General features: G+C 74.6%; 21 protein-coding genes. 15 read left to right on the plus strand and 6 right to left on the minus strand.

Annotated features, from left to right (window positions below; translation table 11 throughout):
- Positions 1-339 precede the first annotated feature (339 nt).
- Both LG943_RS26295 and LG943_RS26300 read left to right on the plus strand, forming a co-directional pair.
- A complete protein-coding gene (locus LG943_RS26295) occupies positions 340-753 on the plus strand; it encodes a YrdB family protein (protein ID WP_270075069.1) in 414 nt (137 codons plus the stop codon).
- Positions 754-894: 141 nt separating this feature from the next.
- Positions 895-1,602 carry a hypothetical protein gene (locus tag LG943_RS26300; RefSeq protein ID WP_270075070.1) on the plus strand — a complete coding sequence of 236 codons (708 nt, stop codon included), beginning with the start codon at positions 895-897 and terminating at the stop codon, positions 1,600-1,602.
- 54 nt (positions 1,603-1,656) lie between these two features.
- Here LG943_RS26300 and LG943_RS26305 read toward each other — a convergent pair whose 3' ends face one another.
- Positions 1,657-2,490, minus strand: coding sequence for a spermidine synthase (locus tag LG943_RS26305; protein WP_270075087.1), 834 nt, complete (start codon positions 2,488-2,490; stop codon positions 1,657-1,659).
- A gap of 133 nt (positions 2,491-2,623) precedes the next feature.
- Positions 2,624-3,481: an aldo/keto reductase gene (locus LG943_RS26310; RefSeq protein ID WP_270075071.1), complete on the minus strand. Its 858-nt coding sequence runs from the start codon at positions 3,479-3,481 to the stop codon at positions 2,624-2,626.
- Between the two features lie 310 nt (positions 3,482-3,791).
- Between LG943_RS26310 and LG943_RS26315 the strand changes: the two genes are divergently transcribed.
- On the plus strand, positions 3,792-5,531 hold the full coding sequence (locus tag LG943_RS26315; RefSeq protein ID WP_270075088.1) for a proline--tRNA ligase: 1,740 nt from the start codon (positions 3,792-3,794) through the stop codon (positions 5,529-5,531).
- Positions 5,532-5,609: 78 nt separating this feature from the next.
- Here LG943_RS26315 and LG943_RS26320 read toward each other — a convergent pair whose 3' ends face one another.
- Positions 5,610-6,077, minus strand: coding sequence for a ferritin-like domain-containing protein (locus tag LG943_RS26320; RefSeq protein ID WP_270075072.1), 468 nt, complete (start codon positions 6,075-6,077; stop codon positions 5,610-5,612).
- Complete coding sequence (locus tag LG943_RS26325) at positions 6,074-6,580, minus strand: hypothetical protein (protein ID WP_270075073.1); 507 nt, start codon at positions 6,578-6,580, stop codon at positions 6,074-6,076. Before LG943_RS26325 ends, LG943_RS26320 begins: the two co-directional genes overlap by 4 nt.
- A gap of 410 nt (positions 6,581-6,990) precedes the next feature.
- On the opposite strand from LG943_RS26325, the gene rimP reads away from it, so the two are divergent.
- The 12 genes from rimP to LG943_RS26385 all read left to right on the plus strand — a co-directional run bounded on the left by rimP (position 6,991) and on the right by LG943_RS26385 (position 20,575).
- A complete protein-coding gene (gene rimP, locus LG943_RS26330; protein WP_270075074.1) occupies positions 6,991-7,473 on the plus strand; it encodes a ribosome maturation factor RimP in 483 nt (160 codons plus the stop codon).
- A 24-nt stretch (positions 7,474-7,497) separates the two neighbouring features.
- Positions 7,498-8,538 (plus strand): transcription termination factor NusA, encoded by a 1,041-nt coding sequence (gene nusA / locus LG943_RS26335; RefSeq protein WP_270075075.1) that lies wholly within the window; start codon positions 7,498-7,500, stop codon positions 8,536-8,538.
- Complete coding sequence (locus LG943_RS26340; RefSeq protein WP_270075076.1) at positions 8,522-8,806, plus strand: YlxR family protein; 285 nt, start codon at positions 8,522-8,524, stop codon at positions 8,804-8,806. Before nusA ends, LG943_RS26340 begins: the two co-directional genes overlap by 17 nt.
- 244 nt (positions 8,807-9,050) lie before the next feature.
- A complete protein-coding gene (infB, locus tag LG943_RS26345) occupies positions 9,051-12,062 on the plus strand; it encodes a translation initiation factor IF-2 (protein ID WP_270075077.1) in 3,012 nt (1,003 codons plus the stop codon).
- A gap of 149 nt (positions 12,063-12,211) precedes the next feature.
- Positions 12,212-12,508, plus strand: coding sequence for a DUF503 domain-containing protein (locus tag LG943_RS26350; protein WP_270075078.1), 297 nt, complete (start codon positions 12,212-12,214; stop codon positions 12,506-12,508).
- 1 nt (position 12,509) lies between these two features.
- On the plus strand, positions 12,510-12,965 hold the full coding sequence (rbfA, locus tag LG943_RS26355) for a 30S ribosome-binding factor RbfA (protein WP_270075079.1): 456 nt from the start codon (positions 12,510-12,512) through the stop codon (positions 12,963-12,965).
- 83 nt (positions 12,966-13,048) lie between these two features.
- Positions 13,049-13,936: a tRNA pseudouridine(55) synthase TruB gene (gene truB, locus LG943_RS26360; protein ID WP_270075080.1), complete on the plus strand. Its 888-nt coding sequence runs from the start codon at positions 13,049-13,051 to the stop codon at positions 13,934-13,936.
- Positions 13,937-14,149: 213 nt separating this feature from the next.
- A complete protein-coding gene (locus tag LG943_RS26365; RefSeq protein WP_270075089.1) occupies positions 14,150-15,109 on the plus strand; it encodes a bifunctional riboflavin kinase/FAD synthetase in 960 nt (319 codons plus the stop codon).
- 286 nt (positions 15,110-15,395) lie between these two features.
- A complete protein-coding gene (rpsO, locus tag LG943_RS26370; RefSeq protein ID WP_270075081.1) occupies positions 15,396-15,665 on the plus strand; it encodes a 30S ribosomal protein S15 in 270 nt (89 codons plus the stop codon).
- Positions 15,666-16,056: 391 nt separating this feature from the next.
- Complete coding sequence (locus tag LG943_RS26375) at positions 16,057-18,363, plus strand: polyribonucleotide nucleotidyltransferase (RefSeq protein WP_270075082.1); 2,307 nt, start codon at positions 16,057-16,059, stop codon at positions 18,361-18,363.
- A 130-nt stretch (positions 18,364-18,493) separates the two neighbouring features.
- Complete coding sequence (locus LG943_RS26380; RefSeq protein WP_270075083.1) at positions 18,494-19,828, plus strand: M16 family metallopeptidase; 1,335 nt, start codon at positions 18,494-18,496, stop codon at positions 19,826-19,828.
- Positions 19,829-19,978: 150 nt separating this feature from the next.
- Positions 19,979-20,575: a TetR/AcrR family transcriptional regulator gene (locus LG943_RS26385; RefSeq protein ID WP_270075084.1), complete on the plus strand. Its 597-nt coding sequence runs from the start codon at positions 19,979-19,981 to the stop codon at positions 20,573-20,575.
- Positions 20,576-20,622: 47 nt separating this feature from the next.
- On the opposite strand, the gene LG943_RS26390 is transcribed toward LG943_RS26385, so the two are convergent.
- Both LG943_RS26390 and LG943_RS26395 read right to left on the minus strand, forming a co-directional pair.
- Entirely contained in the window at positions 20,623-21,102 is a 480-nt protein-coding gene (locus LG943_RS26390; protein WP_270075085.1) for a nucleoside deaminase, read from the minus strand.
- Between the two features lie 126 nt (positions 21,103-21,228).
- Complete coding sequence (locus LG943_RS26395) at positions 21,229-21,444, minus strand: hypothetical protein (protein ID WP_270075086.1); 216 nt, start codon at positions 21,442-21,444, stop codon at positions 21,229-21,231.
- Positions 21,445-21,565: the final 121 nt, after the last annotated feature.

The raw sequence follows: 21,565 nt of genomic DNA on the forward strand, positions 1-21,565 counted from the left end.
GTGGGCGGGCATGAGCGGGGCGAGCAGGTCCCACTCGGCGTCGGTGAGTTCATGGCGTCGGACCATGAATCCCAAGGATTACCGAAGACCAGCCCGCCCCGCAGACCTTTCAAAAAACAGGACCTAGGCGCGGGGCGGGGGAGTGACGAAGCGTCGCGTCTGGTGCTGCATGGGTGCGAGCCTAGCCGACCCCCCACCCGACCGCCCAGGTGGGGGCCGCGCGGGTGGGTGCGGTGCGGGCCGGTGTGGTGCGCCCGGCACCGCGCGGCTAGGATCCGAGCCGAACGGGACCGCGGCCACGCGCCGCCCTCCCCGCCACCACCGAGCAGGGGAGACGCCATGGAGTCCGACAGCCCGGCGGTCCCGGCCGGCCCGCCGGGGTGGGCACGCGCCCTGCTGGTGGCCAACGAGGGGCTGGCGTTCGTCCTCGAACTCGTCGCCTGGGGCGCCATCGGCTACTGGGGATGGTCGGCGCCCGTCGCCGCCCCGCTGAACTGGCTCACCGGCGCGGCCGCCCTGGGCGCCGCCGTGGGCGTGTGGAGCCTGTTCGCCGCGCCCCGCGCCCGGGTGCCGCTGCCCACCGGCGGCGTGCTCGTGGTCAAGGCGCTGGTGTTCGGCGCGGCCGCGCTGGGCCTGCTGGCCACCGGCCACCCCCTGGCCGCCGGCGTCTTCGCCGCCGCGGCCGCCGCCAACACCGCCTACGTCACCCGCGCCCGCGCGCGCTGGGGGACGCCCGGGCAGCCGGCGGCGTGAGACCCAGGCCGCACCGGCCGGTGCGGACGGGGTGAACCGGGCGGTGGGATACTGCGTCAGAAGTCCGTCGAGTCCCCACGACCGACGCCGGCCGCCGCGCGGCCGGCCCGCCACCCCCGTCGGAAGCCACCGGATCCGCCCATGAGTCACCCGCCCTACGGACCGCCCCAGCCCCCGTCCGGGCCGCCGCCCACCGACGTGCACCGCTGGCTGCTGAGCCAGCCCTTCCCGGCGGTGCAGCCCAACCTGCGGGTGATCCTCACCGGCGACCCCTCGGCCCTGGGCACGGACAAGCTGGCGTACTCCATCAACCCCCAGTTGACCGCGCTGCTGTGCTACCGCACCAACCCCGCCAACTACGAGGCGGCGGTGCTGGACGTCCGCCACACCCAGCAGTGGGGGCTGACCAAGCAGGACGTGTGGTTCGCCGCCCTGCACAACCTCGCCTACGAGCACTACGACCTCAAGTCGTTCCCCACCAGCGCGCCCAACGCCGACACCCCCGTGCAGGTGCTGATCGGCCAGAGCTGGCCGGGCTCGGCCCACGTCATGCGGCTGGTCGACGTCGTGCGCGAGCCGATGCCCTACGGCGCCGTGGTGATGCTGCCCTCGCCCAACACCATGATCTTCGCGGTGCTGCGCAGCAAGCGGTCGGCCTCGCTGCTGCCGTTCATCTACAACACCTTCCAGAGCCTGCGCGAGGACGGCGACCCGGTGACCGACCAGATGATCTGGTGGCGCGGCGGACGGGTCACCGGCATGAGCACCCAGGCCGACCCCGGCGGCGGCGTGGGCATCCGGCAGAGCCCGGAGTTCTCGTTCCTGCTCGACCACGAGCTGCCCGACTGACCGGTCCCGCCGACCCCTCCGGCCCCGCCGGGCCGGCCCCGGCGCGGGCCGCGCTCAGCGCGCGAACGCGTCGTCGGGCGGGGCGGGGGAGTCCTTCGCCGTGGCGTCGCGCACCGGCGCGGCGCCGGCGGTGAACCGCTCCAGCACCTCACCGGCCAGCACCCGCGCCATGTCGGGGTCGCGGTGGGCGCGGGTGGTCAGCTCCGCCACCGGCAGCGGGCGGTCCGAGCCCAGCAGCACGAAGTTGCCGAACCGCCGCCCCCGCAGCACGCCCGGCGCGGCGATCAGCACCACGTGGGCGAACACCTCCGCCAGCGTCACCGCTTGGGCGCGCACGTGCGCCAGCCGCCGGCCGTCGCCGACGTTGGCCGCGCACACCCCGCCCGGCGCCAGCACCCGCGCCACGTCGGCGAAGAACTCGGTGGAGGTCAGCGCCGCCGGGGTGCGCGCGCCGGCGAACACGTCGCACACCACCAGGTCGGCGCTGCCCGCGCGCCGCTCGGCCAGCCACGCGCGGGCGTCGCCCACCCCCACCCGCAGGTCGGCGCGGCGGTCCCAGGGCAGCGACTCGCGCACCAGCGCCACCAGCCGCTCGTTGTTGTCGACCGCGCGCTGGCGCGAGCCGGGCCGGGTGGCGGCGACGTAGCGGGCCAGGGTCAGCGCGCCCGCGCCCAGGTGCAGGGCGCGGATCGGCGCGCGCGGCGGCGCCAGCAGGTCGATGACGTGGCCGATACGGCGCACGTACTCGAAGTCGAGGTAGGCGGGGTCGGACAGGTCCACGTGCGACTGGGGGGTGCCGTCGACCAGCAGCAGCCAGGAGTCGGGCCGGTCGGCGTCGCGCAGCAGCTCCACCTCGGGCACCGCCGGTCTCCCGCCCCACACCGCCATGTGCCCCGCCTCGCCGCCGCCGGTTCCGTCTGCGGTCTCCACGGTAGGGCCACCCGGGCACCGGGCGGACCCGCGCGCCCCGGCCCGGGTGCCCGCCCCGGCGGCGCCGGCCGCGCCGGGGCGGGCACCCGGGTCAGGCGCGGTCCAGCTCGGCCAGCTCCTCGGCGCTCAACTCCAGGTCGGCGGCCCGGGCGCTGTCGGCGATGGTCTCGGGCCGCGTGGCCCCCGGGATCGGCACCACCACCGGCGCCTTGGCCAGCATCCACGCCAGGCACAGCCGCTGCGGGCTCACCCCGCGCTCGGCGGCGATGCGCGCGAACGCGTTCCGCGAGCCCGCCAGCCCGGCCGCCTCGCGCGCGCCGCCCAGCGGCGACCACGGCAGGAACGCGATCCCCAGTTCGGCGCACAGCTCCAGCTCCGGCTCGCTGGAGCGGAACCGCAGCGAGAACTCGTTCTGCACCGAGGCCAGCCGCCCGCCCAGCACCTCGTTGGCGGTGCGGATCTGGGCGGGGTCGGCGTTGGAGATCCCCGCCATCCGGATCTTGCCCTCGTCCAGCAGGTCGCGCAGCGCCCCCACCGAGTCCGCGAAGGGGACCTCGGGGTCGGGCCGGTGGAACTGGTAGAGGCCGATCGCGTCGGTCCCCAGCCGGCGCAGGGAGTCCTCACACGCCCGCTTCAGGTGCTCCGGGCGCCCGTCGAGGGTCCAGGACCCGTCCTCGGGCCGCACGTGGCCGCCCTTGGTGGCCACCAGCACCCCGGAGGTGTCGCCGCCGTAGGCGGCCAGGGCCTCGGCGACCAGCTCCTCGTTGTGGCCGGCCCCGCCGCCGGGGTGGTAGGCGTCGGCGGTGTCGATGAGCGTCACCCCGGCGTCCAGGGCGGCGTGCACGGTGGCGAGGGCGCGGCCGCGGTCGGGGCGTCCGGCCACCGACAGCGGCATGGCGCCCAGCCCGATGGCGCTGACCGTGTGGTCGCCGATGGTTCGCATCCGCATGGTGGGCGTCCCCCTGCCGTTTCGTCTCCGTCGCGGGTCCGGCCCGGCGCGCCGGGCGGCCGGGTCCCCGCCATCCTGCTGCGCGGGCGCCCCCGGAGTCCAGCGCGCGGCGGCGGCGCGCCGCCGCTCCCACGACCCGCGCCCCGCTCCCGCCCGCCGCCTCCCGCGACGTACCCGGCCGGGCGCGGCGGGCGCTAGCCTGGAACTCCTCCCGCGCGCCGCCCCCTGGGGCGGGCGTATCCTCCCGCGGACGATCGTGTGCGCCGCGCGGAGCAGACCTGACTGTCGTTAAGGAGCGGCCGTGCTGCGGATGTCGACCCTGTTCCTGCGCACCCTGCGCGAGGACCCGGCGGACGCCGAGGTGCCGAGCCACAAGCTGATGGTGCGCGGCGGGTACGTGCGCCGCGCCGCCCCCGGCGTGTACACCTGGATGCCGCTCGGCAAGATCGTGCTGGACAACGTCGCCGGGGTGATCCGCGAGGAGATGAACCGCATCGGCGGGCAGGAGGTCCTGCTGCCCGCGCTGCTGCCCCGCGAGTACTACGACGCGTCGGGGCGCTGGACCGAGTACGGCGACACCATCTTCCGGCTCAAGGACCGCAAGGGCGCCGACTACCTGCTCGGCCCCACCCACGAGGAGCTGTTCACCCTGCTGGTGAAGGGCGAGTACTCCTCCTACAAGGACTTCCCGGTCATCCTGTACCAGATCCAGGAGAAGTTCCGCGACGAGGCCCGCCCCCGGGCCGGGGTGCTGCGCGGCCGCGAGTTCCACATGAAGGACTCCTACTCCTTCGACATCGACGACGACGGCCTCCAGCGCTCCTACGACCTGCACCGCTCCGCCTACATCCGCGCCTTCGACCGCCTCGGCCTCAGGTACGTCATCGTCTCGGCCATGTCGGGCGCCATGGGCGGCTCGGCCTCCGAGGAGTTCCTGGCCGAGACCCCCACCGGCGAGGACACCTTCGTACGCAGCACGGAGTCCGACTACGCCGCCAACGTCGAGGCCGTGCGCACCCCCGCGCCCCCCGCCCTGCCGATCGAGGGGCAGCCCCAGGCGCAGGTGCACCACACCCCCGACACCCCCACCATCGAGACCCTGGTCGACTTCTTCAACGCCGCCGGCCTGGGCCGCACCTTCACCGCCGCCGACACCCTCAAGAACGTCCTGGTCAAGACCCGCGCCCCCGGCGCCGCCGACTGGGAGGTCATGGGCATCGGCCTGCCCGGCGACCGCGAGGTCGACATGAAGCGGCTGGAGGCGGTGCTGCACCCCTCCGAGGTCGCCCTGCTGGACGAGGCCGACTTCGCCGCCAACCCCTTCCTCGTCAAGGGCTACGTCGGCCCCAACGCGCTGCTGCACAACAAGCTGCGCTACTACGTGGACCCCCGCGTGGTCGAGGGCACCGCCTGGATCACCGGCGCCGACAAGGCCGACCACCACGTGATGAACCTGGTGTGCGGGCGCGACTTCGTGCCCGACGGCACCATCGAGGCCGCCGAGGTCCGCGAGGGCGACCCCTCGCCCGACGGCCGGGGCACCCTCTACACCGCGCGCGGCATCGAGATCGGCCACATCTTCCAGCTCGGCCGCAAGTTCGCCAACGCCTTCGAGCTGGACGCGCTCGGCCCCGACGGCAAGCCCCGGCGCGTCACCATGGGCTCCTACGGCATCGGCGTCTCCCGCGTCGTGGCCGCCATCGTCGAGCAGTCCCACGACGACAAGGGCATCGTCTGGCCGCGCGAGATCGCGCCCGCCGACGTCCACGTCGTGGGCACCGGCAAGGGCGAGCAGAACGAGGTCGCCCTGCGCATCGCCGGCGAGCTGGAGGCGCGCGGGGTGCGCGTGCTGGTGGACGACCGCAAGGGCGTCTCGCCGGGCGTGAAGTTCACCGACGCCGAGCTGCTGGGCGTGCCCACCGCGCTCATCGTCGGCAAGGGCCTGGACCAGGGGGTCGTGGAGCTGCGCGACCGCGCCACCGGCGAGCGCGCCGAGATCCCGCTGGAGGCCGCCGTGGAGCGGGTGGCCGCGGCCGTCGCCGGCGGCTGAGCCCGGCGGGGGCCGGGTGCGGCGGCGGAGCCCGCGGCGGCCGGCCCCCGCGCGGTCGCCCCGCGCCCGCCCGCGGCCTCAGCCGCCGTCGGGCGCGGGCGGTGACCCCCCGGGGAACCCGGGGAACACCGGCAGGTCCGCGCCCCACTCCATGGCCCGCAGGGTGGCCTCCTGGAGCGAGCGCAGCGCCAGCTCGCGCAGCGCGGAGTCGGGCGCGGCGGCCAGCTCCAGGTACGCCTCGGCGGTCTGGTCCTCAACGTCGACGGCGTAGTCGGCCAGCGCCTCGCCGCTGTCGGAGTCGGGCAGCGCGTAGGAGCTCTCGCCCGCCGCCGGCACGGCGTCGCGCTCGCGCAGCTCCTCCTTGAGGGTGTCGCGCCGGCCCCGATGGGCGTCCAGGTACTCGTAGCACAGCAGCCGCCGGTCCTCGTCGCGGGAGCGCGCGCCGATGTAGGCGTAGGCGTAGACGGCGGCGTGCTCGGCCCGCAGCGCGCGTTGCAGCGCCTGGGCGGTGTCGAACTCCTCGGCGTCCTGGGGGCCGGCGGTCATCGTGCCTCCGCGAGGAGTCGGGTGTGGCCGGCCTCGCAGGCGCCGACGGCGGCGAGCAGTTGCGCCAGCCCGGAGTCGGTCAGCCGCTCCACCTGGCGGCCCCGCGACTCCGCCGCGCTCTGCTCGGCCACCCGCAGCTCGCCCACCCCCAGGGGGGTCTCGGGCACGGGTTCGGGGCTGGGGCCGGGCGAGGGCGCGGAGTCCTCGGGCGTGCGGCCGGGCTCCTCGGGCAGCCGCACGCGCAGCGCCTCGACGTGGGCGCGGTGGTCGTCGAGCAGCCGCTCCAGCAGGTCCATGGGGCCGTCGCCGGCCGCCACGGTGGCCTCGTAGCGGGCGATCATGCGCTCCTTCTCGGTGATCACGGAGCGCAGCACGTACTCGTCGGGGCTGATGTCGCTGGGGTACCACCGCGGCCCCTGGCACCCGGCCAGGGCGGTCGCGGCCACACCGGCCAGCGCTCCGACGACGACCGTGCGGCGGGTGACCGCGCCGCTGCTGCCCACCCTCTCCTCCTCAGTCCAAGGCCCCTGAGGGGCGACACCGTGCGCCGTGCAAGGGCGCGCACCGGGCCGGGCGGGCGGCCCTCGGCAGCGCCGGACCGCGCCGGGCCGGGCGACATGCCGGACACCGCGGCGCGGATCGCCCCCATCCTTCCATGATCGGCGCCCGTTTCGCGCGTGTGCGGGGGGTGTGTACACCCGCGCGTCGCGGCGCGGGCCACCGGGCCGCCCGCACCGGCCCCCCGGCGCCGCCCCCGAGGGGGCGGGCGCGACGCGCGGCGCTGATCACCGGCGACTGTGGATACCCTTGACTGCACACCGGCGTCGCCTGACGCGCGGAACTCGAACCGTTCAAGCAGGACCGCCCCGGATTCCCGTGTCCGAGGGGCGGAATTCGCCGAGGAGGACCACTGATGGGCGCGCAGGCCCGCCACGAACGTCTCGCCGCGCTGCTGACGCCCCTCCTGACCGAGGCCGGGCTGGAGTTGGAGTCGATCGAGGTCACCCCGGCCGGCAAGCGCCGGCTGCTGCGGGTCGTGGTGGACTCCGACAACGGCGTCGACCTCGACGCCGTCGGCGAGGTCAGCCAGGAGATCTCGACCGCCCTGGACTCCTCCGAGGCCATGGGCAAGGCCCCCTACGTCTTGGAGGTCACCTCGCCGGGGGTCGACCGCCCGCTGACCCTGCCCCGCCACTGGCGGCGCTCGCGCGGCCGGCTGGTCCGCGCCGTCACCGCCGAGGGCGCCGAGGTCCAGGGCCGGGTCAGGGACGCCGACGACGACGGCGTCACCCTGGAGGTCGACGGCCGGGATCACCGCTACGGCTATTCTGACCTGCGGCGCGCAAAGGTCCAGGTGGAATTCCGCCGCGAAACCGGCGACGACGCGGCGGACTAGAGGGGGAGCCCCGTGGATATCGATATGAGTGTCCTGCGCAGTCTGGAGCGCGAGAAGGACATCTCGGTGGACCTCGTCGTCAAGGCGATCGAGGACGCCCTGCTGATCGCCTACCACCGCCAGGAGGGCACCGAGTCCGCCGCGCGGGTCGAACTCGACCGCGCCACCGGCCACGTCACCGTCTGGGCCGCCGAGACCGACGACGACGGCACCGTCGTGCGCGAGTACGACGCCACGCCCTCGGGGTTCGGCCGGATCGCCACCTCGACCGCCAAGCAGGTGATCCTCCAGCGGCTGCGCGACGCTGAGGACGAGCTGACCCTGGGCGAGTTCGCCGGGCGCGAGTCCGAGATCGTCTCGGGCCTCATCCAGCAGGGCAAGGACCCCCGCAACGTGCTGGTCGACCTCGGCAAGATCGAGGCCATCCTGCCGCCCCAGGAGCAGGTCCCCGGCGAGCCCTACACCCACGGCGAGCGGCTGCGCGCCTATGTGGTGCAGGTCCGCAAGGGCCACCGCGGCCCCTCGGTGACGCTGTCGCGCACCCACCCCAACCTGGTGCGCAAGCTGTTCGAGCTGGAGGTCCCCGAGATCGCCGACGGCACCGTCGAGATCGCGGCCATCGCCCGCGAGGCCGGGCACCGCACCAAGATGGCGGTGAAGTCCAACAAGTCGGGCGTCAACGCCAAAGGCGCCTGCATCGGCCCGCTGGGCAGCCGCGTGCGCAACGTCATGGCGGAGTTGAACGGCGAGAAGATCGACATCGTCGACTACTCCGAGGACCCCGCCGTGTTCGTCGGCAACGCGCTGTCGCCGGCCCGGGTCACCCGCGTCGAGGTGCTGGACCGCGCCGGCAAGGTCGCCCGCGTCACCGTGCCCGACTACCAGCAGTCCCTGGCCATCGGCAAGGAGGGGCAGAACGCCCGCCTCGCGGCCCGGCTCACCGGCTGGCGGATCGACATCCGCTCCGACGCCGAGCCCGCCGAGCAGGAGGAGGCCCCGGCCGGCTCCGCCCCCGAGGGCGGCCCCGACCGGCCCTCCGGGCAGCCCGATGCCCCAACGCGCTAGACTGGAGGCTCGCGACCGCGCCCGGCCCGTCCGTACGTGCGTGGGGTGCCGGTCGCGGGCGGCTCAGTCCGATCTGGTGCGGTTGGCGAACCTCTCCGGCGTTGTCACGCCGGATCCCGCCAGGCGCGCCCCCGGCCGCGGCGCCTACCTGCACGCCGACTCCCGCTGCTGGGAGGCGGCGAAGCGGCGGCGCGTCCTCCCGCGGGCCTTCCGGACCGCTGAAGGACTCGACACCTCCGGTGTCGACGCCTACTTCGCCGACGCGTAATCGCGTTGGCGCGGCACCGGGTTCCAGATAGGGTTGGAATGATCACGCCACCCCGGCGGTTGTACACCGTAGGGTCGGCGGGTCTTGCCATGTCGGCATGCCGAAGTGGCCAACCCATTGTTGTGTAACGACGAGGAAGCGGGTCGAGATTGCGATGAGCGCTCGATGAGTACGCAGCGATGAGTACGTCAAGTTAGCGACGGTCCGGAACAAGCCCATGTCCCGGACCGAGTAGAGGAGAGCAGTGGCGAAGGTCCGGGTATACGAACTCGCCAAGGAGTTCGGAGTAGAGAGCAAGGCCGTGCTGGCCAAGCTCAACGAGATGGGTGAATTCGTTCGGTCGGCGTCCTCGACCATCGAGGCTCCAGTCGTGCGTCGGCTCAAGGAAGCCTTCAACAACGGTTCCGGCGACTCCCGCGGCGGCGGCGAGCGCAAGCCGCGCCCCCGCCCGCAGGCTCCTGCGGGCCCCGCTGAGACCGCGAACGGCTCCGCCGCGCGGCCCTCGGCCCCCAAGCCGGGTCCCAAGCCCGGCCCCCGAAGCGATTCCGGCCAGGGCGGCGGCCAGCCGAGCCCGGCCGGCCAGTCCGGTCAGTCCGGCCAGGCAGGCGCCCGTCCGGGCGCCGGCTCCCCGCCGGCCAAGGCGGGCGCGCCGCGTCCGGGCCCCCGGCCCGGCCCGCGCCCGGCCGGCAAGCCCGACAAGCCCGACAGCAAGCCCGGTGCCAGGCCGGGCGGGCGTCCCGAGCGCGCCGAGCGGCCTGAGCGCCCCGCGGCCGAGGGCGGCCGCTCCGCCCCGCGTCCCGGCCCGCGCCCCGCGGGTCCGCGCCCGGGCAACAACCCGTTCGCGTCCACGGCCACCGGCATGGGCGCCAAGCCCGCGCCGCGTCCCGGCCCCCGGCCCGGCGGCCCGCAGGGCGGCCAGGGCGGCGCCGGCCAGGGCGGCGGCCCCGGCGGTCCGCGTCCGGGCGGCGGCGAGCGCAGCGGTCCGCCGCGTCCCGGCGGCCCGCGTCCGCAGGCCCCGCGTCCCGGCGGCGGCCCCGGTGCGGGCGGTCCGCGCCCCAGCCCGGCCGGCATGGGCCCGCGTCCCGGCGGTCCCCGTCCCAGCCCCATGAACATGCCCTCCTCGCGCCCGGCTCCGGGTGGCGGCGGCGGTCGCGGCGGTCCCGGCGGCGGTGGCCGCGGTGCCGGCGGCGGTCGTCCGGCGGGCGGTCGCGGCGGCGCCCCGGCGGGTGCCGGTCCGCGTCCCGGCAGCGGCGGCGGCGGTGGCCGTCCCGGTGGCGGCGGCGGGTTCGCCGGCCGTCCGGGCGGCGGCGGTCGCGGTCGCGGCGGCGGAACGGCCGGCGCGTTCGGCCGTCCCGGCGGGCGTCCGGGCCGTCAGCGCAAGTCCAAGAAGCAGCGGCGCCAAGAGTTCAACGACATGCAGGCGCCGTCCTTCGGCGGCGTCAAGGTGCCCAGCGGCAACGGCCAGACCATCCGGCTGTCGCGCGGCGCCTCGCTGTCGGACTTCGGCGACAAGATCGACGTCAACCCCGCGTCCCTGGTGCAGGTCATGCTGCACCTGGGCGAGATGGTGACCGCCACCCAGTCGCTGCCCGACGAAACCCTCCAGCTCCTCGGCGAGGAGTTGAAGTACGCCGTCGAGATCGTCAGCCCCGAGGACGAGGACCGCGAACTCCTGGAGTCCTTCTCCATCGAGTTCGGCGAGGACACCGGCACCGACGAGGACCTGCGTCCCCGCCCGCCGGTGGTCACCGTCATGGGCCACGTCGACCACGGTAAGACCCGCCTGCTGGACACCATCCGCAAGTCCAACGTGGCCGGCGGCGAGGCCGGCGGCATCACGCAGCACATCGGTGCCTACCAGGTGGCCACCGAGGTCGACGGTGAAGAGCGCAAGATCACCTTCATCGACACCCCGGGTCACGAGGCGTTCACCGCCATGCGTGCGCGCGGTGCCCAGGCCACCGACATCGCGGTCCTGGTGGTCGCGGCCGACGACGGCGTGAAGCCGCAGACGGCCGAGGCCATCGACCACGCCAAGGCGGCCAACGTGCCGATCGTGGTGGCGGTCAACAAGATCGACGTCGAAGGCGCCGACCCCCAGCGGGTGCGCGCCCAGCTCACCGAGTACGGCGTGGTCACCGAGGAGTACGGCGGCGACGTCCAGTTCGTGGACATCTCCGCGCTGCGGGGCGACGGCATCGAGCAGCTCCTCGAGGCCATCGTGCTGACCTCCGACGCCGCGCTGGACCTGCGGGCCAACCCCGACATGGACGCCCAGGGGCTCGCGATCGAGGCCTACCTCGACCGCGGCCGCGGTTCCATGGCCACGGTCCTGGTGCAGCGGGGCACGCTCAACGTGGGCGACTCCATCGTCTGCGGCGACGCCTACGGACGCGTCCGCGCCATGCTCGACGAGCACGGCCAGAACGTCCAGAGCGCCGAGCCGTCGCGGCCGGTCCAGGTGCTGGGTCTCACCAACGTCCCCAGCGCCGGCGACAGCTTCCTGGTCGTCAAGGACGACCGGGTGGCCCGCCAGATCGCCCAGCAGCGCGAGGCGCGCGAGCGCTTCGCCCAGCAGAGCCGCTCCACCCGCCGGGTCACGATCGAGACCTGGAAGGACGCGCTGGCCGAAGGCGAGCGCAACGAGCTGCTGCTGCTCATCAAGGGCGACATGTCCGGTTCGGTCGAGGCCCTTGAGGAGTCGCTGCTCAAGATCGACGCCGGAGGCGAGGAGGTCGACATCCGCGTCATCGGGCGCGGCGTCGGCGCCATCACGCAGAACGACATCAACCTGGCCTCCTCGGCCGGTGCGATCATCATCGGGTTCAACGTCCGCCCCGAGGGCAAGAACAGCGAACTCGCCGACCGCATGGGTGTCGACATCCGCTACTACTCGGTCATCTACCAGGCGATCGACGAGGTCGAGGCCGCCGTGAAGGGGCTCCTCAAGCCCATCTTCGAGGAGGTCCAGCTCGGGTCGGCCGAGATCCGCGAGGTCTTCAAGGTCCCGCGGATCGGCAACGTCGCCGGCTCGATCGTCCGCGGCGGTACCATCCGCCGCAACTCCAAGGCGCGGCTCATCCGCGAGGGGATCGTCATCAGCGAGAACCTCACGGTGGAGTCCCTGCGGAGGTTCAAGGACGACGCCACCGAGGTCCGCGAGGGCTTCGAGTGCGGTATCGGCATCGGCTACAACGACGTCCGGATCGGCGACACGATCGAGACCTACGAGATGCGCGAGAAGCCGCGTGACTGACCCGCGCTAGAACACCGGTGGCGCCCCGGCCCGCACGGGCGGGGGCGCCACCGCCTTCCACCGGCACCACCGGCCCGGCCGCTCCGTCATGCGGCCCGACGATGACATCTGAACCGCGATCCGCGGCGAGCGGCACACGGGGTGGGCGCATGTTCGTTGGAGCCCTCACACTGGACCTCCTGCTCGGCGACGTCCGCTCCCTCAAGCAGAAGCGCTCGGTCGTGCGGCCCATCGTGGCCGAACTCCAGCGAAAGTTCGGCGCCTCGGTGGCCGAGACCGGCGACCAGGACCTCTACCGCCGCTCCGAGATCGGGGTGGCGGTGGTGGCCTCCACGGCCGCGCACTGCACCCAGGTCATGGACGCGTGCGAGCGGCTGGTCGCGGGACGCCCCGAGATCGAGCTGCTCTCCGCGAGGCAGCGGCTCTTCAGCGCAGAGGAAGACTGAGATGGTTGACGCCGCACGTGCGCGCAAACTCGCCGACCGCATCCAGCGGATCGTGGCCGAGATGCTGGAGCGCCGGGTCAAGGACCCGCGCCTGGGGTTCGTCACCGTGACCGACGCGCGGCTCACCAACGACCTGCGCGAGGCCACGGTGTTCTACACGGTCTTCGGCTCCGACGAGGAGAAGGCCGGCACCGCCGCCGCGCTGGAGAGCGCCAAGGGCATCATCCGCTCCGAGGTCGGCCGCCAGACCGGGCTGCGGCACACCCCCAGCCTGACCTTCCAGAGCGACGAGGTGCAGCAGAACGCCCAGCACATCGAGTCGCTGCTGGCCCAGGCGCGCCAGTCCGACGCCGAGGTGGCGCGGGCGGCCTCGGGCGCCACGCCCGCCGGCGAGCCCGACCCCTACAAGACCCCGCGCGAGCGCGCCGAGGACGACGACGACACCGACGAGGAGTAGCCTCCGCGTCCCGTCTCCCGCCGCGCCGGGACCCGAGCCCGGCGCGGCCCGCGCCCCCACCACACGAGGAAACCCGAGCCCGCATGACCGATAGCGGTGTCGTCATCGTCGACAAGCCCGCCGACTGGACCTCCCACGACGTCGTCGCCCGCACCCGGCGGCTGGCCGGCACCCGCAAGGTGGGCCACGCCGGCACGCTCGACCCCATGGCCACCGGCGTGCTCGTGCTGGGCGTCAACAAGGGCACCAAGCTGCTGGGCCACCTCACTCTCACCGAGAAGGTCTACACGGCCACGATCCGGCTGGGCCTGACCACCAACACCGACGACGCCGAGGGCGTGCCGGGCGTGCGCACCGACGCCGCCGGGGTGGCCGAGGAGGCGGTGCGCGCCGGCGCGGCCGCGCTCACCGGCACCATCCAGCAGGTCCCGCCGCAGGTCAGCGCGATCAAGGTCGACGGGCGGCGGGCCTACAAGTCGGCGCGCGCCGGCGAGGAGGTCGCGCTGAAGGCGCGGCCGGTGACCGTCTCGGAGTTCGCCGTCACCGACGTGCGCCGCACGGCCGACGACGACGGCGTGTTCGTCGACGTCGACGCCACCGTCACCTGCTCCAGCGGCACCTACATCCGGGCGCTGGCCCGCGACCTGGGCGCCGCGCTGGGGGTGGGCGGCCACCTCACCGCGCTGCGCCGCACCCGCGTGGGCCCCTACGGGCTGGAGCAGGCGCGCACCCTGGAGCAGTTGGCCGAGGAGTTCACCGCCGTGCCCCTGGCCCAGGCGGTGGCGGCGGCCTTCCCGGTGCGGGTGCTCAGTGCCGAGGAGGCGCGGCGGGTGGCCCACGGCAACCGCATCCCGCCCGGCGAGCTGGGCCCCGGCCCGGTGGGGCTGTTCGCCCCCGACGGCACGGTCGTCGCCCTCGCCGAGGACCGGCCCGGCTACAGCAAGCCGATCGTGGTGTTCGCGGCCGGCTGAAGCCGCCTGGCCCGGAGGGCGGACCGGGTGCGGGCCGCCCGCGCGGGCGGCTGCCAGCCCTGTCAGCCCGGGCGACCGCGCCCCCGTGCCCGAGGCCACCCCGCGACCGCGCGCCGCGTCCGGGCGCCGGGCGATACGGTTGCTGTGGCCCCGCGGCCAGGTGCCGCGCCGGGCCGCCTACCACCCACCGCGCTCGGAGGGGAGCTGTTGGACGTGCGGCCGTGGCACGGGCTGGATGAGGTGCCCCGCGACTGGGGCGGGTCGGTCGTGGCGATCGGCGTGTTCGACGGCGTGCACCGGGGCCACCAGGCCGTGCTGGCCGCCGCCGCGCACCGGGCGCGCGCCCTGGACCTGCCCGTGGTGGCCGTGGTCCTCGATCCGCACCCTGATGCCGCGCGGGGCGGGCCGGCCCCGGCCGTGCTCACCCCGCTCGACCGGCGCGCCGCGCTGCTGGCCGCCCACGGCGCGGCGGCGGTGTGCGTGCTGCCGGTCATCCCCGAGCCGGCCGCGCCGGAGCCCGAGGCGTTCGCGCTGCGGGTGCTCACCGGGCGCCTGGGCGCGGCGGCGGTCGCGGTGGGCCCCGGCGGCCTCGACCTGGGCGGCGGCGGCGTGCTGAGCCCCGGCGACCTGCGCGAGCTGGGCGCCCGCCACGGGTTCGCCGTGGAGGTGGCGGAGGCGGTCGGCGGCGCCGAGCCGGTGACCTCGGACCGCGTGCGCGCCCTGCTGGACGCCGGCGACGCCGACGCGGCGCGGGCCGCCCTGGGCCGTCCGCACCGCGTCGAGGGCGTGGTGGTCCACGGCGCCGCGCGCGGGCGCGAGCTGCTGGGGTTCCCCACCGCCAACCTGGAGTGCCCGCCGGGCACCGCCGTGCCCGGCGACGGCGTGTACGCCGGGCGGATGCTGCTGACGGACCCCCCGCCGGGGGCGGCCGAGACCGCGTGGCCGGCCGCGATCTCGGTGGGCACCAACCCCACCTTCGAGGGCGCGGTCCGCACGGTCGAGGGCTACGCCCTGGACCGCGACGACCTCGACCTCTACGGCCGGGCCATGGCCATGGAGTTCACCCACCGCATCCGGGGCCAGCTCAAGTTCGACAGCGTCGAGGAGCTGATCGCGGCGATGGGCCGCGACGTGGACCGGGCGCGCGAGCTGGCGGCCGAGGACCCGGCCTGAGTCGGTGCCCGCGGGGGGCGGTGCGGCCCAGGGCGCGACGGGCCGGGGAAAACTCCTGTAGACTGGCCGGAGCCTGTTGACGAGCCGCGCAGTGCTGCCCGCCGGAGACCCGCCGGGCGAAGGCGACCGGGGCGCGGTACCCGCTGAGTCCACGCGGGGGTTTCCCCCGGTCCGCCAAACGGTGACTGTTCGTACGCGTGGTCACCGGACCCCACCCGCGGGGCGCACACCGCCCCCAGAGTGCGGGCGTGTTGATGTCTGCGTACCGATACCGAGAAGGAGCGTTGTGTCGATCGACACCGCCACCAAGCAGAAGATCATCGCCGAGTACGCCACCCAGGAGGGTGACACCGGCTCCCCCGAGGTCCAGGTCGCGCTGCTCACGCACCGCATCACCGAGCTGACCGAGCACCTCAAGACCCACAAGCACGACCACCACAGCCGCCGCGGGCTGCTGCTGATGGTCGGCCGCCGGCGCCGCCTGCTCAAGTACGTCCAGAACCAGGACGTCGAGCGCTACCGCGACCTCATCCGTCGCCTGGGCCTGCGCCGCTAGGCACGCCGACCCGGGGGAGTGGCCACGGCCACTCCCTTTCTTAGTAGTGTGGTGGTGACCGCCGCTGTCATGGCCGGCGGGTATCGTCCGCAGTGTCGGCCGTGCCCTTGGCCTGCCTCCGGCGGCGGCCGCCCCACAACCGAATACCGCGACTGACAACCAAGCGCTCCCGCGCTCCCACCTCGGCTGCCGCGTCGAGGCCGGTCCTCGGTAGTGGCCTCCGGCCCGCCCCCTTCCGGGCGCGCCGCGGGCTTCGATCGATGGCCGGCCGTAAGCGGCCCGCGGCGCCCGCCCGTCGGGCACCGCCGGCCGCCGCGACTCGACGAACCCTCCGGGGCACGGACGCGGGGCACACCGACACACCTGTTCCCGTGTTAGTAGGAGGACGCCCATGGAGGGCGCGTATTCCGCCGAAGCCGTGATCGACAACGGCACCTTCGGCACCCGTACCATCCGCTTCGAGACCGGCCGCCTCGCCAAGCAGGCCGCCGGCTCGGCCGTCGCCTACCTCGACGGCGAGACCATGGTCCTCTCGGCGACCACGGCCTCCAAGCGGCCCAAGGAGAACCTCGACTTCTTCCCGCTCACCGTGGACGTCGAGGAGCGCATGTACGCCGCGGGGCGCATCCCCGGCTCGTTCTTCCGCCGCGAGGGCCGCCCCTCCGAGGACGCCATCCTCACCTGCCGGCTGATCGACCGCCCGCTGCGCCCGTCGTTCAAGGGCGGCCTGCGCAACGAGATCCAGATCGTCGAGACGATCATGGCGCTGCACCCCGAGCACCTCTACGACGTCGTGGCGATCAACGCCGCCTCGATGTCCACCCAGCTCGCGGGGCTGCCCTTCTCCGGCCCGATCGGCGGCGTGCGCGTCGCGCTGATCGAGGGCCAGTGGGTCGCGTTCCCCACCCACACCGAGTTGCAGAGCGCCACGTTCGACATGGTCGTGGCCGGCCGGGTGCTCGAGGACGGCGACGTCGCGATCATGATGGTCGAGGCCGAGTCCACCGTGAACACCCTCAAGCTGGTGGCCGAGGGCGCGGTCGGCCCCAACGAGCAGTCGGTGGCCGAGGGCCTTGAGGCGGCCAAGCCGTTCATCAAGGTGCTGTGCCGGGCGCAGAGCGCCCTGGCCGAGCAGGCGGCCAAGGAGGTCGCCGAGTTCCCGATCTTCCTCGACTACGAGGACGACGCCTTCGCCGCCGTCGAGTCCGCCGTGCGCGACCAGTTGGCCCAGGCGCTGACCATCGCCGACAAGCAGGAGCGCGAGTCGGAGCTGGACCGGGTCAAGACCCTGGCCGCCGAGAAGATCGGCGAGGACTTCGAGGGCCGCGAGAAGGAGATCAGCGCGGCCTTCCGCGCGCTGAGCAAGAAGCTCATGCGCGAGCGCGTCCTGCGCGACAAGGTCCGCATCGACGGCCGCGGCCCCAAGGACATCCGCCAGCTCAGCGCCGAGGTCGGCGTGCTGCCGCGGGTGCACGGCTCGGCCCTGTTCGAGCGCGGCGAGACCCAGATCCTGGGCGTCACCACGCTGAACATGCTGCGCATGGAGCAGATGGTCGACACGCTCAACCCCGAGCGGACCAAGCGCTACATGCACAACTACAACTTCCCGCCGTACTCCACCGGCGAGACCGGCCGCGTGGGCTCGCCCAAGCGCCGCGAGATCGGCCACGGCGCGCTCGCCGAGCGGGCGCTGCTGCCGGTGCTGCCCTCGCGCGAGGAGTTCCCCTACGCCATCCGCCAGGTCTCCGAGGCGATCGGCTCCAACGGGTCCACCTCCATGGGCTCGGTCTGCGCCTCCACCATGTCGCTGATGCAGGCCGGCGTGCCGCTGAAGGACATGGTCTCGGGCATCGCCATGGGCATGGTCAGCGAGGGCGACGAGTACGTCACCCTCACCGACATCCTCGGCGCCGAGGACGCCTTCGGCGACATGGACTTCAAGGTGGCCGGCACCCGTGAGCTGATCACCGCGCTCCAGCTCGACACCAAGCTCGACGGCATCCCCGCCTCGCAGTTGGCCCAGGCGCTCCAGCAGGCGCGCGGCGCCCGCCTGGCCATCCTGGACGTCATGCAGGAGGCCATCGAGCGCCCGGCCGAGATGAGCCCGCACGCGCCGCGCATCCTCACCGTGAAGGTCCCGGTCGACAAGATCGGCGAGGTCATCGGCCCCAAGGGCAAGATGATCAACTCGATCCAGGACGAAACCGGCGCCGACATCACGATCGAGGACGACGGCACCATCTACATCGGTGCCACCGACGGACCCTCCGCCGAGGCCGCGCGCGACACCATCAACAGCATCGCCAACCCGACCATGCCGGAGGTCGGCGACCGCTACCTGGGCACGGTCGTCAAGACCACCGCCTTCGGCGCGTTCGTCTCCCTGCTGCCGGGCAAGGACGGCCTGCTGCACATCTCGCAGATCCGCAAGCTGCACGGCGGCAAGCGGATCGAGAACCTCGACGACGTCATCAGCATCGGCGAGAAGATCCAGGTCGAGATCCGCGAGATCGACGACCGCGGCAAGCTGTCGCTGGTGCCGGTCGAGGTCGTCGAGGCCGAGGCCGCGGCGTCCAACGGCGCCGAGCCCGCGGCGGCCGACTCCGCCCCGGCGGCCGAGCCCGCCGAGGACGCCCCGGCCGAGGGCGGCGAGCAGCGCCGCCGGCGGCGCACCCGCAGCCGCAGCGAGAACACCTGATCCGCGCCTATGATCGGTGGGGCGGTCGCACCCGGAAGGGTGCGGCCGCCCCGCGTCGTTTCCCCGCGCCGCCCGCCGGGCCGCTGGGGCGGCGGCGCGACACCGTGGCGCGCAACCGAGGAAGGCCCGTATGACTTCTGTGCCCATCGCCGCCGAGCAGGAGCCCGGCAGCACCATCACCCTGCTGGAACCCGGTGACGGTTCCGGGCTGGTGCGGCGCACGGTCCTGCCGGGGGGACTGCGCGTCGTCACCGAGGCCATGCCGGGGGTGCGCTCGGCGGCGTTCGGGATCTCGGCCACCACCGGTTCCCGCGACGAGGACGGCGAGCACGCCGGCGCCGCGCACTTCCTGGAGCACCTGCTGTTCAAGGGCACCCGGCGGCGCGACGCCATGGAGATCTCCGCGCTGCTGGACAGTGTGGGCGCCGACCACAACGCCTACACCACCAAGGAGCACACCTGCTACTACGCCAAGGTGCTGGACCGCGACCTCCCGCTGGCGATCGACGTGGTCGGCGACATGGTGGCCAACTCCGTCCTGGACCCCGGTGAGGTCGAGACCGAGCGCGGCGTGATCCTCGAGGAGATCGCCATGAACGAGGACGAGCCCGGCGACCTCATCGACGACGTGTTCGCCGCCCACGTCTACGGCGACTCCGCGCTGGGCCGGCCGATCCTGGGCACCAACGAGACCATCGCCAAGCTCAGCCGCGACCGCATCTTCGAGCAGTACCGCGCCGCCTACGTGCCGGGCGAACTGGTGGTGGCGGCGGCCGGCAACCTCGACCACGACACCGTGGTGGAGCAGGTCCGGGCGGTCTTCGCCGAGCAGTCGGCGGCGGCGGGCGACGCCCGGCCGGCGCGCCCGCGCATCGGCGGCGGGCCGGTGGCGGTGCACGCCGGGTCGCGCCTGGTGTCCCGCGACACCGAGCAGGCGCACCTGATCCTGGGGCGCGAGGGGCTGCCGCGCACCGACCCGCGCTGGTACGCGCTGCGGGTCCTGGGTTCGGCGCTGGGCGGCGGGATGTCGTCCCGGCTGTTCCAGGAGGTCCGCGAGAAGCGCGGCCTGGCCTACTCCGTGCAGGCGTTCCACAACTCCTACGCCGACACCGGCGTCTTCCAGGTCTACGCGGGCTGCCTGCCCGACAAGATCGAGGAGGTGCTGTCGGTGTGCCGCGAGGAGCTGGCCAAGGCCGCGGCCTCGGGCATCACTCACGAGGAGTTGGAGCGCGCCAAGGGCCAGATCAAGGGCTCGTGGGTGCTGGGTACCGAGGGCAGCAACTCCCGCATGGGCCGGCTGACCGTGCACGAGCTGGGCTACCCGCGGCACTTCTCGCTGGACGACGACCTCGCGCTGTTCGACGCGGTCACCGCCGACGACGTCGCCGAGGTCGCCGCCGAGGTGCTGGGCCGCCCCGAGGCGCTGGCGGTGATCGGCCCCTACGACGAGGGCCGCGCCTTCTGACGCCGGGTCCCCGCCCTCGGCCCTCCGCCCAAGATCATCACGGCGGTCCGTCCGGGATACGATCGGGGGACCGGTGCCCGAAGCGGCTCCTGTGAGCCGTATGCGTCGGGTGTCCGGTTTGGCCGTGGGTGGAGAAGGGCGGGATCGGGCGTGGACGACCAGAGCCGACCGGGAGCGGTCCGGCCGGGCGCCGAGCGGCCGCTGCGGGCCGACGCCCGGCGTAACCGGGCCCGGGTCCTGGAGGTCGCCAACGCGGTCTTCGCCGCCGAGGGGCTGTCGGTGCCCGTGCACGAGATCGCGCGGCGGGCGGGGGTGGGCACCGGCACGGTCAGCCGGCACTTCCCGACCAAGGAGGCGCTGTTCGCGGCGGTGCTGGCCGACCGGCTGGAGCGCTACGTGGCGCGCGCCGACGAACTCGCCGCGGCCGACGACCCCGGCGCCGCGTTCTTCGACTACTTCGCGTTCCTGGTCGAGGAGGGCGCCCTGGACCGGGGGCTGACCGACGCCCTGGTGGGCAGCGGGTTCGACAAGAGCACCCTGGCCGGCGAGGGCCGCGACGTGATGGGCGCCCTGGGCCGGCTGCTGTCCCGCGCGCAGGCGGCGGGCGCGGTGCGCGGCGACGTCGGCCTCCCCGAGGTGCAGGCGCTGCTGGTGGGCTGCCTGTCGGGCCGGGGCGGCCAGGAGGGCGCCGAGGCGGGGCGGCGCATGGTGGCCGTGGTCCGCGACGGCCTGCGCGCCGGGGGCTGACCCGCGGGCGCCGGCACCCCGAGCGCGTTGGCGCGCGGAAGCGGGGGTCAGGCGCGGCCGTGGAACCGGCGCTGGAGTTCGCGGACCTGCGCGGCCAGGCCGGGTACGGGTCCTTCGACCACCACGCCGGGCGCGACCTCGTTGACGGGCAGCGGGCGCACGGGCGGTGCGGGCACCCCCCACTCGGCCAGCCACTCGGTGAGCTGCGCCGAGGAGCTGACGTAAACGATGCGGCCCAGGCCCACCCAGGCGTGGGCGGCGGCGCACATCGGGCAGTGCTCGCCGGAGGTGTAGACGGTGGCGGCGGCGCGCTCGGCCGGGGACAGGTGCGCGGCCGACCAGCGGGCCAACTCGAACTCGGGGTGGCGGGTGTGGTCGCCGCCGGCCACCCGGTTGCGGTCCTCGGCGAGCACCGTGCCCTCGGGACCGACCAGGACGGAGCCGAACGGCTCGTCGCCGTCCTCCAGCGCCTCGGTGGCCAGCTCCACGCAGCGGTGCAGGTACTTCAGCTCGGGATCGGACACCACGGCGGCCTCCTGGCGGTGCGCGTGCGGACGGGGCGGGTCGGCGGACCGCCCGGCCCGCCGACCCGCATCATAGGCCCGCGCCGCGCGGGCGCGCGCCGGGGTGTCCCGGGGACCGCCGCGGGGCGGCTACCAGGTGGGCAGCTCCCGGCGCATCAGCTCGGCCCAGCGCTCCTCGACGCGGGCGGGGTCGAGGTCGACGCGGGCGCCGGCCGCGCGCGGGCCGGCGGAGCCGGCGGCGATGGCCGCCTCCAGCGGCAGGACGAGCGGGCACAGCCACGCTGCGCCGGAGAGGAGTCCGCGCGCCGCGGAGCGGACCGCGCGCCAGGGGAGCGACGTCAGCATGTGCGCGTGTGTACCCGCTCACCGGGCCGCGCAACCGTCGGGCGGCGGGCCGCAACGCCGGCCGGCGCGGGAGCGCGGCGGCCCCCGCCCCGGGTGCGGGGCGGGGGCGCGCGCGGGCCGC

Source organism: Streptomonospora mangrovi (assembly GCF_027604915.1).
Classification (GTDB): domain Bacteria; phylum Actinomycetota; class Actinomycetes; order Streptosporangiales; family Streptosporangiaceae; genus Streptomonospora; species Streptomonospora mangrovi.

What these genes read in the sequence shown, in the direction of transcription:
- LG943_RS26395 (WP_270075086.1), bottom strand. Translation starts at nt 21,444, where the DNA reads ATGCTGACGTCGCTCCCCTGGCGCGCGGTCCGCTCCGCGGCGCGCGGA.
- LG943_RS26300 (WP_270075070.1), top strand. Translation starts at nt 895, where the DNA reads ATGAGTCACCCGCCCTACGGACCGCCCCAGCCCCCGTCCGGGCCGCCG.
- rbfA (WP_270075079.1), top strand. Translation starts at nt 12,510, where the DNA reads ATGGTTGACGCCGCACGTGCGCGCAAACTCGCCGACCGCATCCAGCGG.
- LG943_RS26315 (WP_270075088.1), top strand. Translation starts at nt 3,792, where the DNA reads ATGTCGACCCTGTTCCTGCGCACCCTGCGCGAGGACCCGGCGGACGCC.
- LG943_RS26310 (WP_270075071.1), bottom strand. Translation starts at nt 3,481, where the DNA reads ATGCGGATGCGAACCATCGGCGACCACACGGTCAGCGCCATCGGGCTG.
- LG943_RS26380 (WP_270075083.1), top strand. Translation starts at nt 18,494, where the DNA reads ATGACTTCTGTGCCCATCGCCGCCGAGCAGGAGCCCGGCAGCACCATC.
- LG943_RS26340 (WP_270075076.1), top strand. Translation starts at nt 8,522, where the DNA reads ATGCCCCAACGCGCTAGACTGGAGGCTCGCGACCGCGCCCGGCCCGTC.
- LG943_RS26295 (WP_270075069.1), top strand. Translation starts at nt 340, where the DNA reads ATGGAGTCCGACAGCCCGGCGGTCCCGGCCGGCCCGCCGGGGTGGGCA.
- LG943_RS26305 (WP_270075087.1), bottom strand. Translation starts at nt 2,490, where the DNA reads ATGGCGGTGTGGGGCGGGAGACCGGCGGTGCCCGAGGTGGAGCTGCTG.
- nusA (WP_270075075.1), top strand. Translation starts at nt 7,498, where the DNA reads ATGAGTGTCCTGCGCAGTCTGGAGCGCGAGAAGGACATCTCGGTGGAC.
- rimP (WP_270075074.1), top strand. Translation starts at nt 6,991, where the DNA reads ATGGGCGCGCAGGCCCGCCACGAACGTCTCGCCGCGCTGCTGACGCCC.
- truB (WP_270075080.1), top strand. Translation starts at nt 13,049, where the DNA reads ATGACCGATAGCGGTGTCGTCATCGTCGACAAGCCCGCCGACTGGACC.
- LG943_RS26320 (WP_270075072.1), bottom strand. Translation starts at nt 6,077, where the DNA reads ATGACCGCCGGCCCCCAGGACGCCGAGGAGTTCGACACCGCCCAGGCG.
- LG943_RS26350 (WP_270075078.1), top strand. Translation starts at nt 12,212, where the DNA reads ATGTTCGTTGGAGCCCTCACACTGGACCTCCTGCTCGGCGACGTCCGC.
- LG943_RS26375 (WP_270075082.1), top strand. Translation starts at nt 16,057, where the DNA reads ATGGAGGGCGCGTATTCCGCCGAAGCCGTGATCGACAACGGCACCTTC.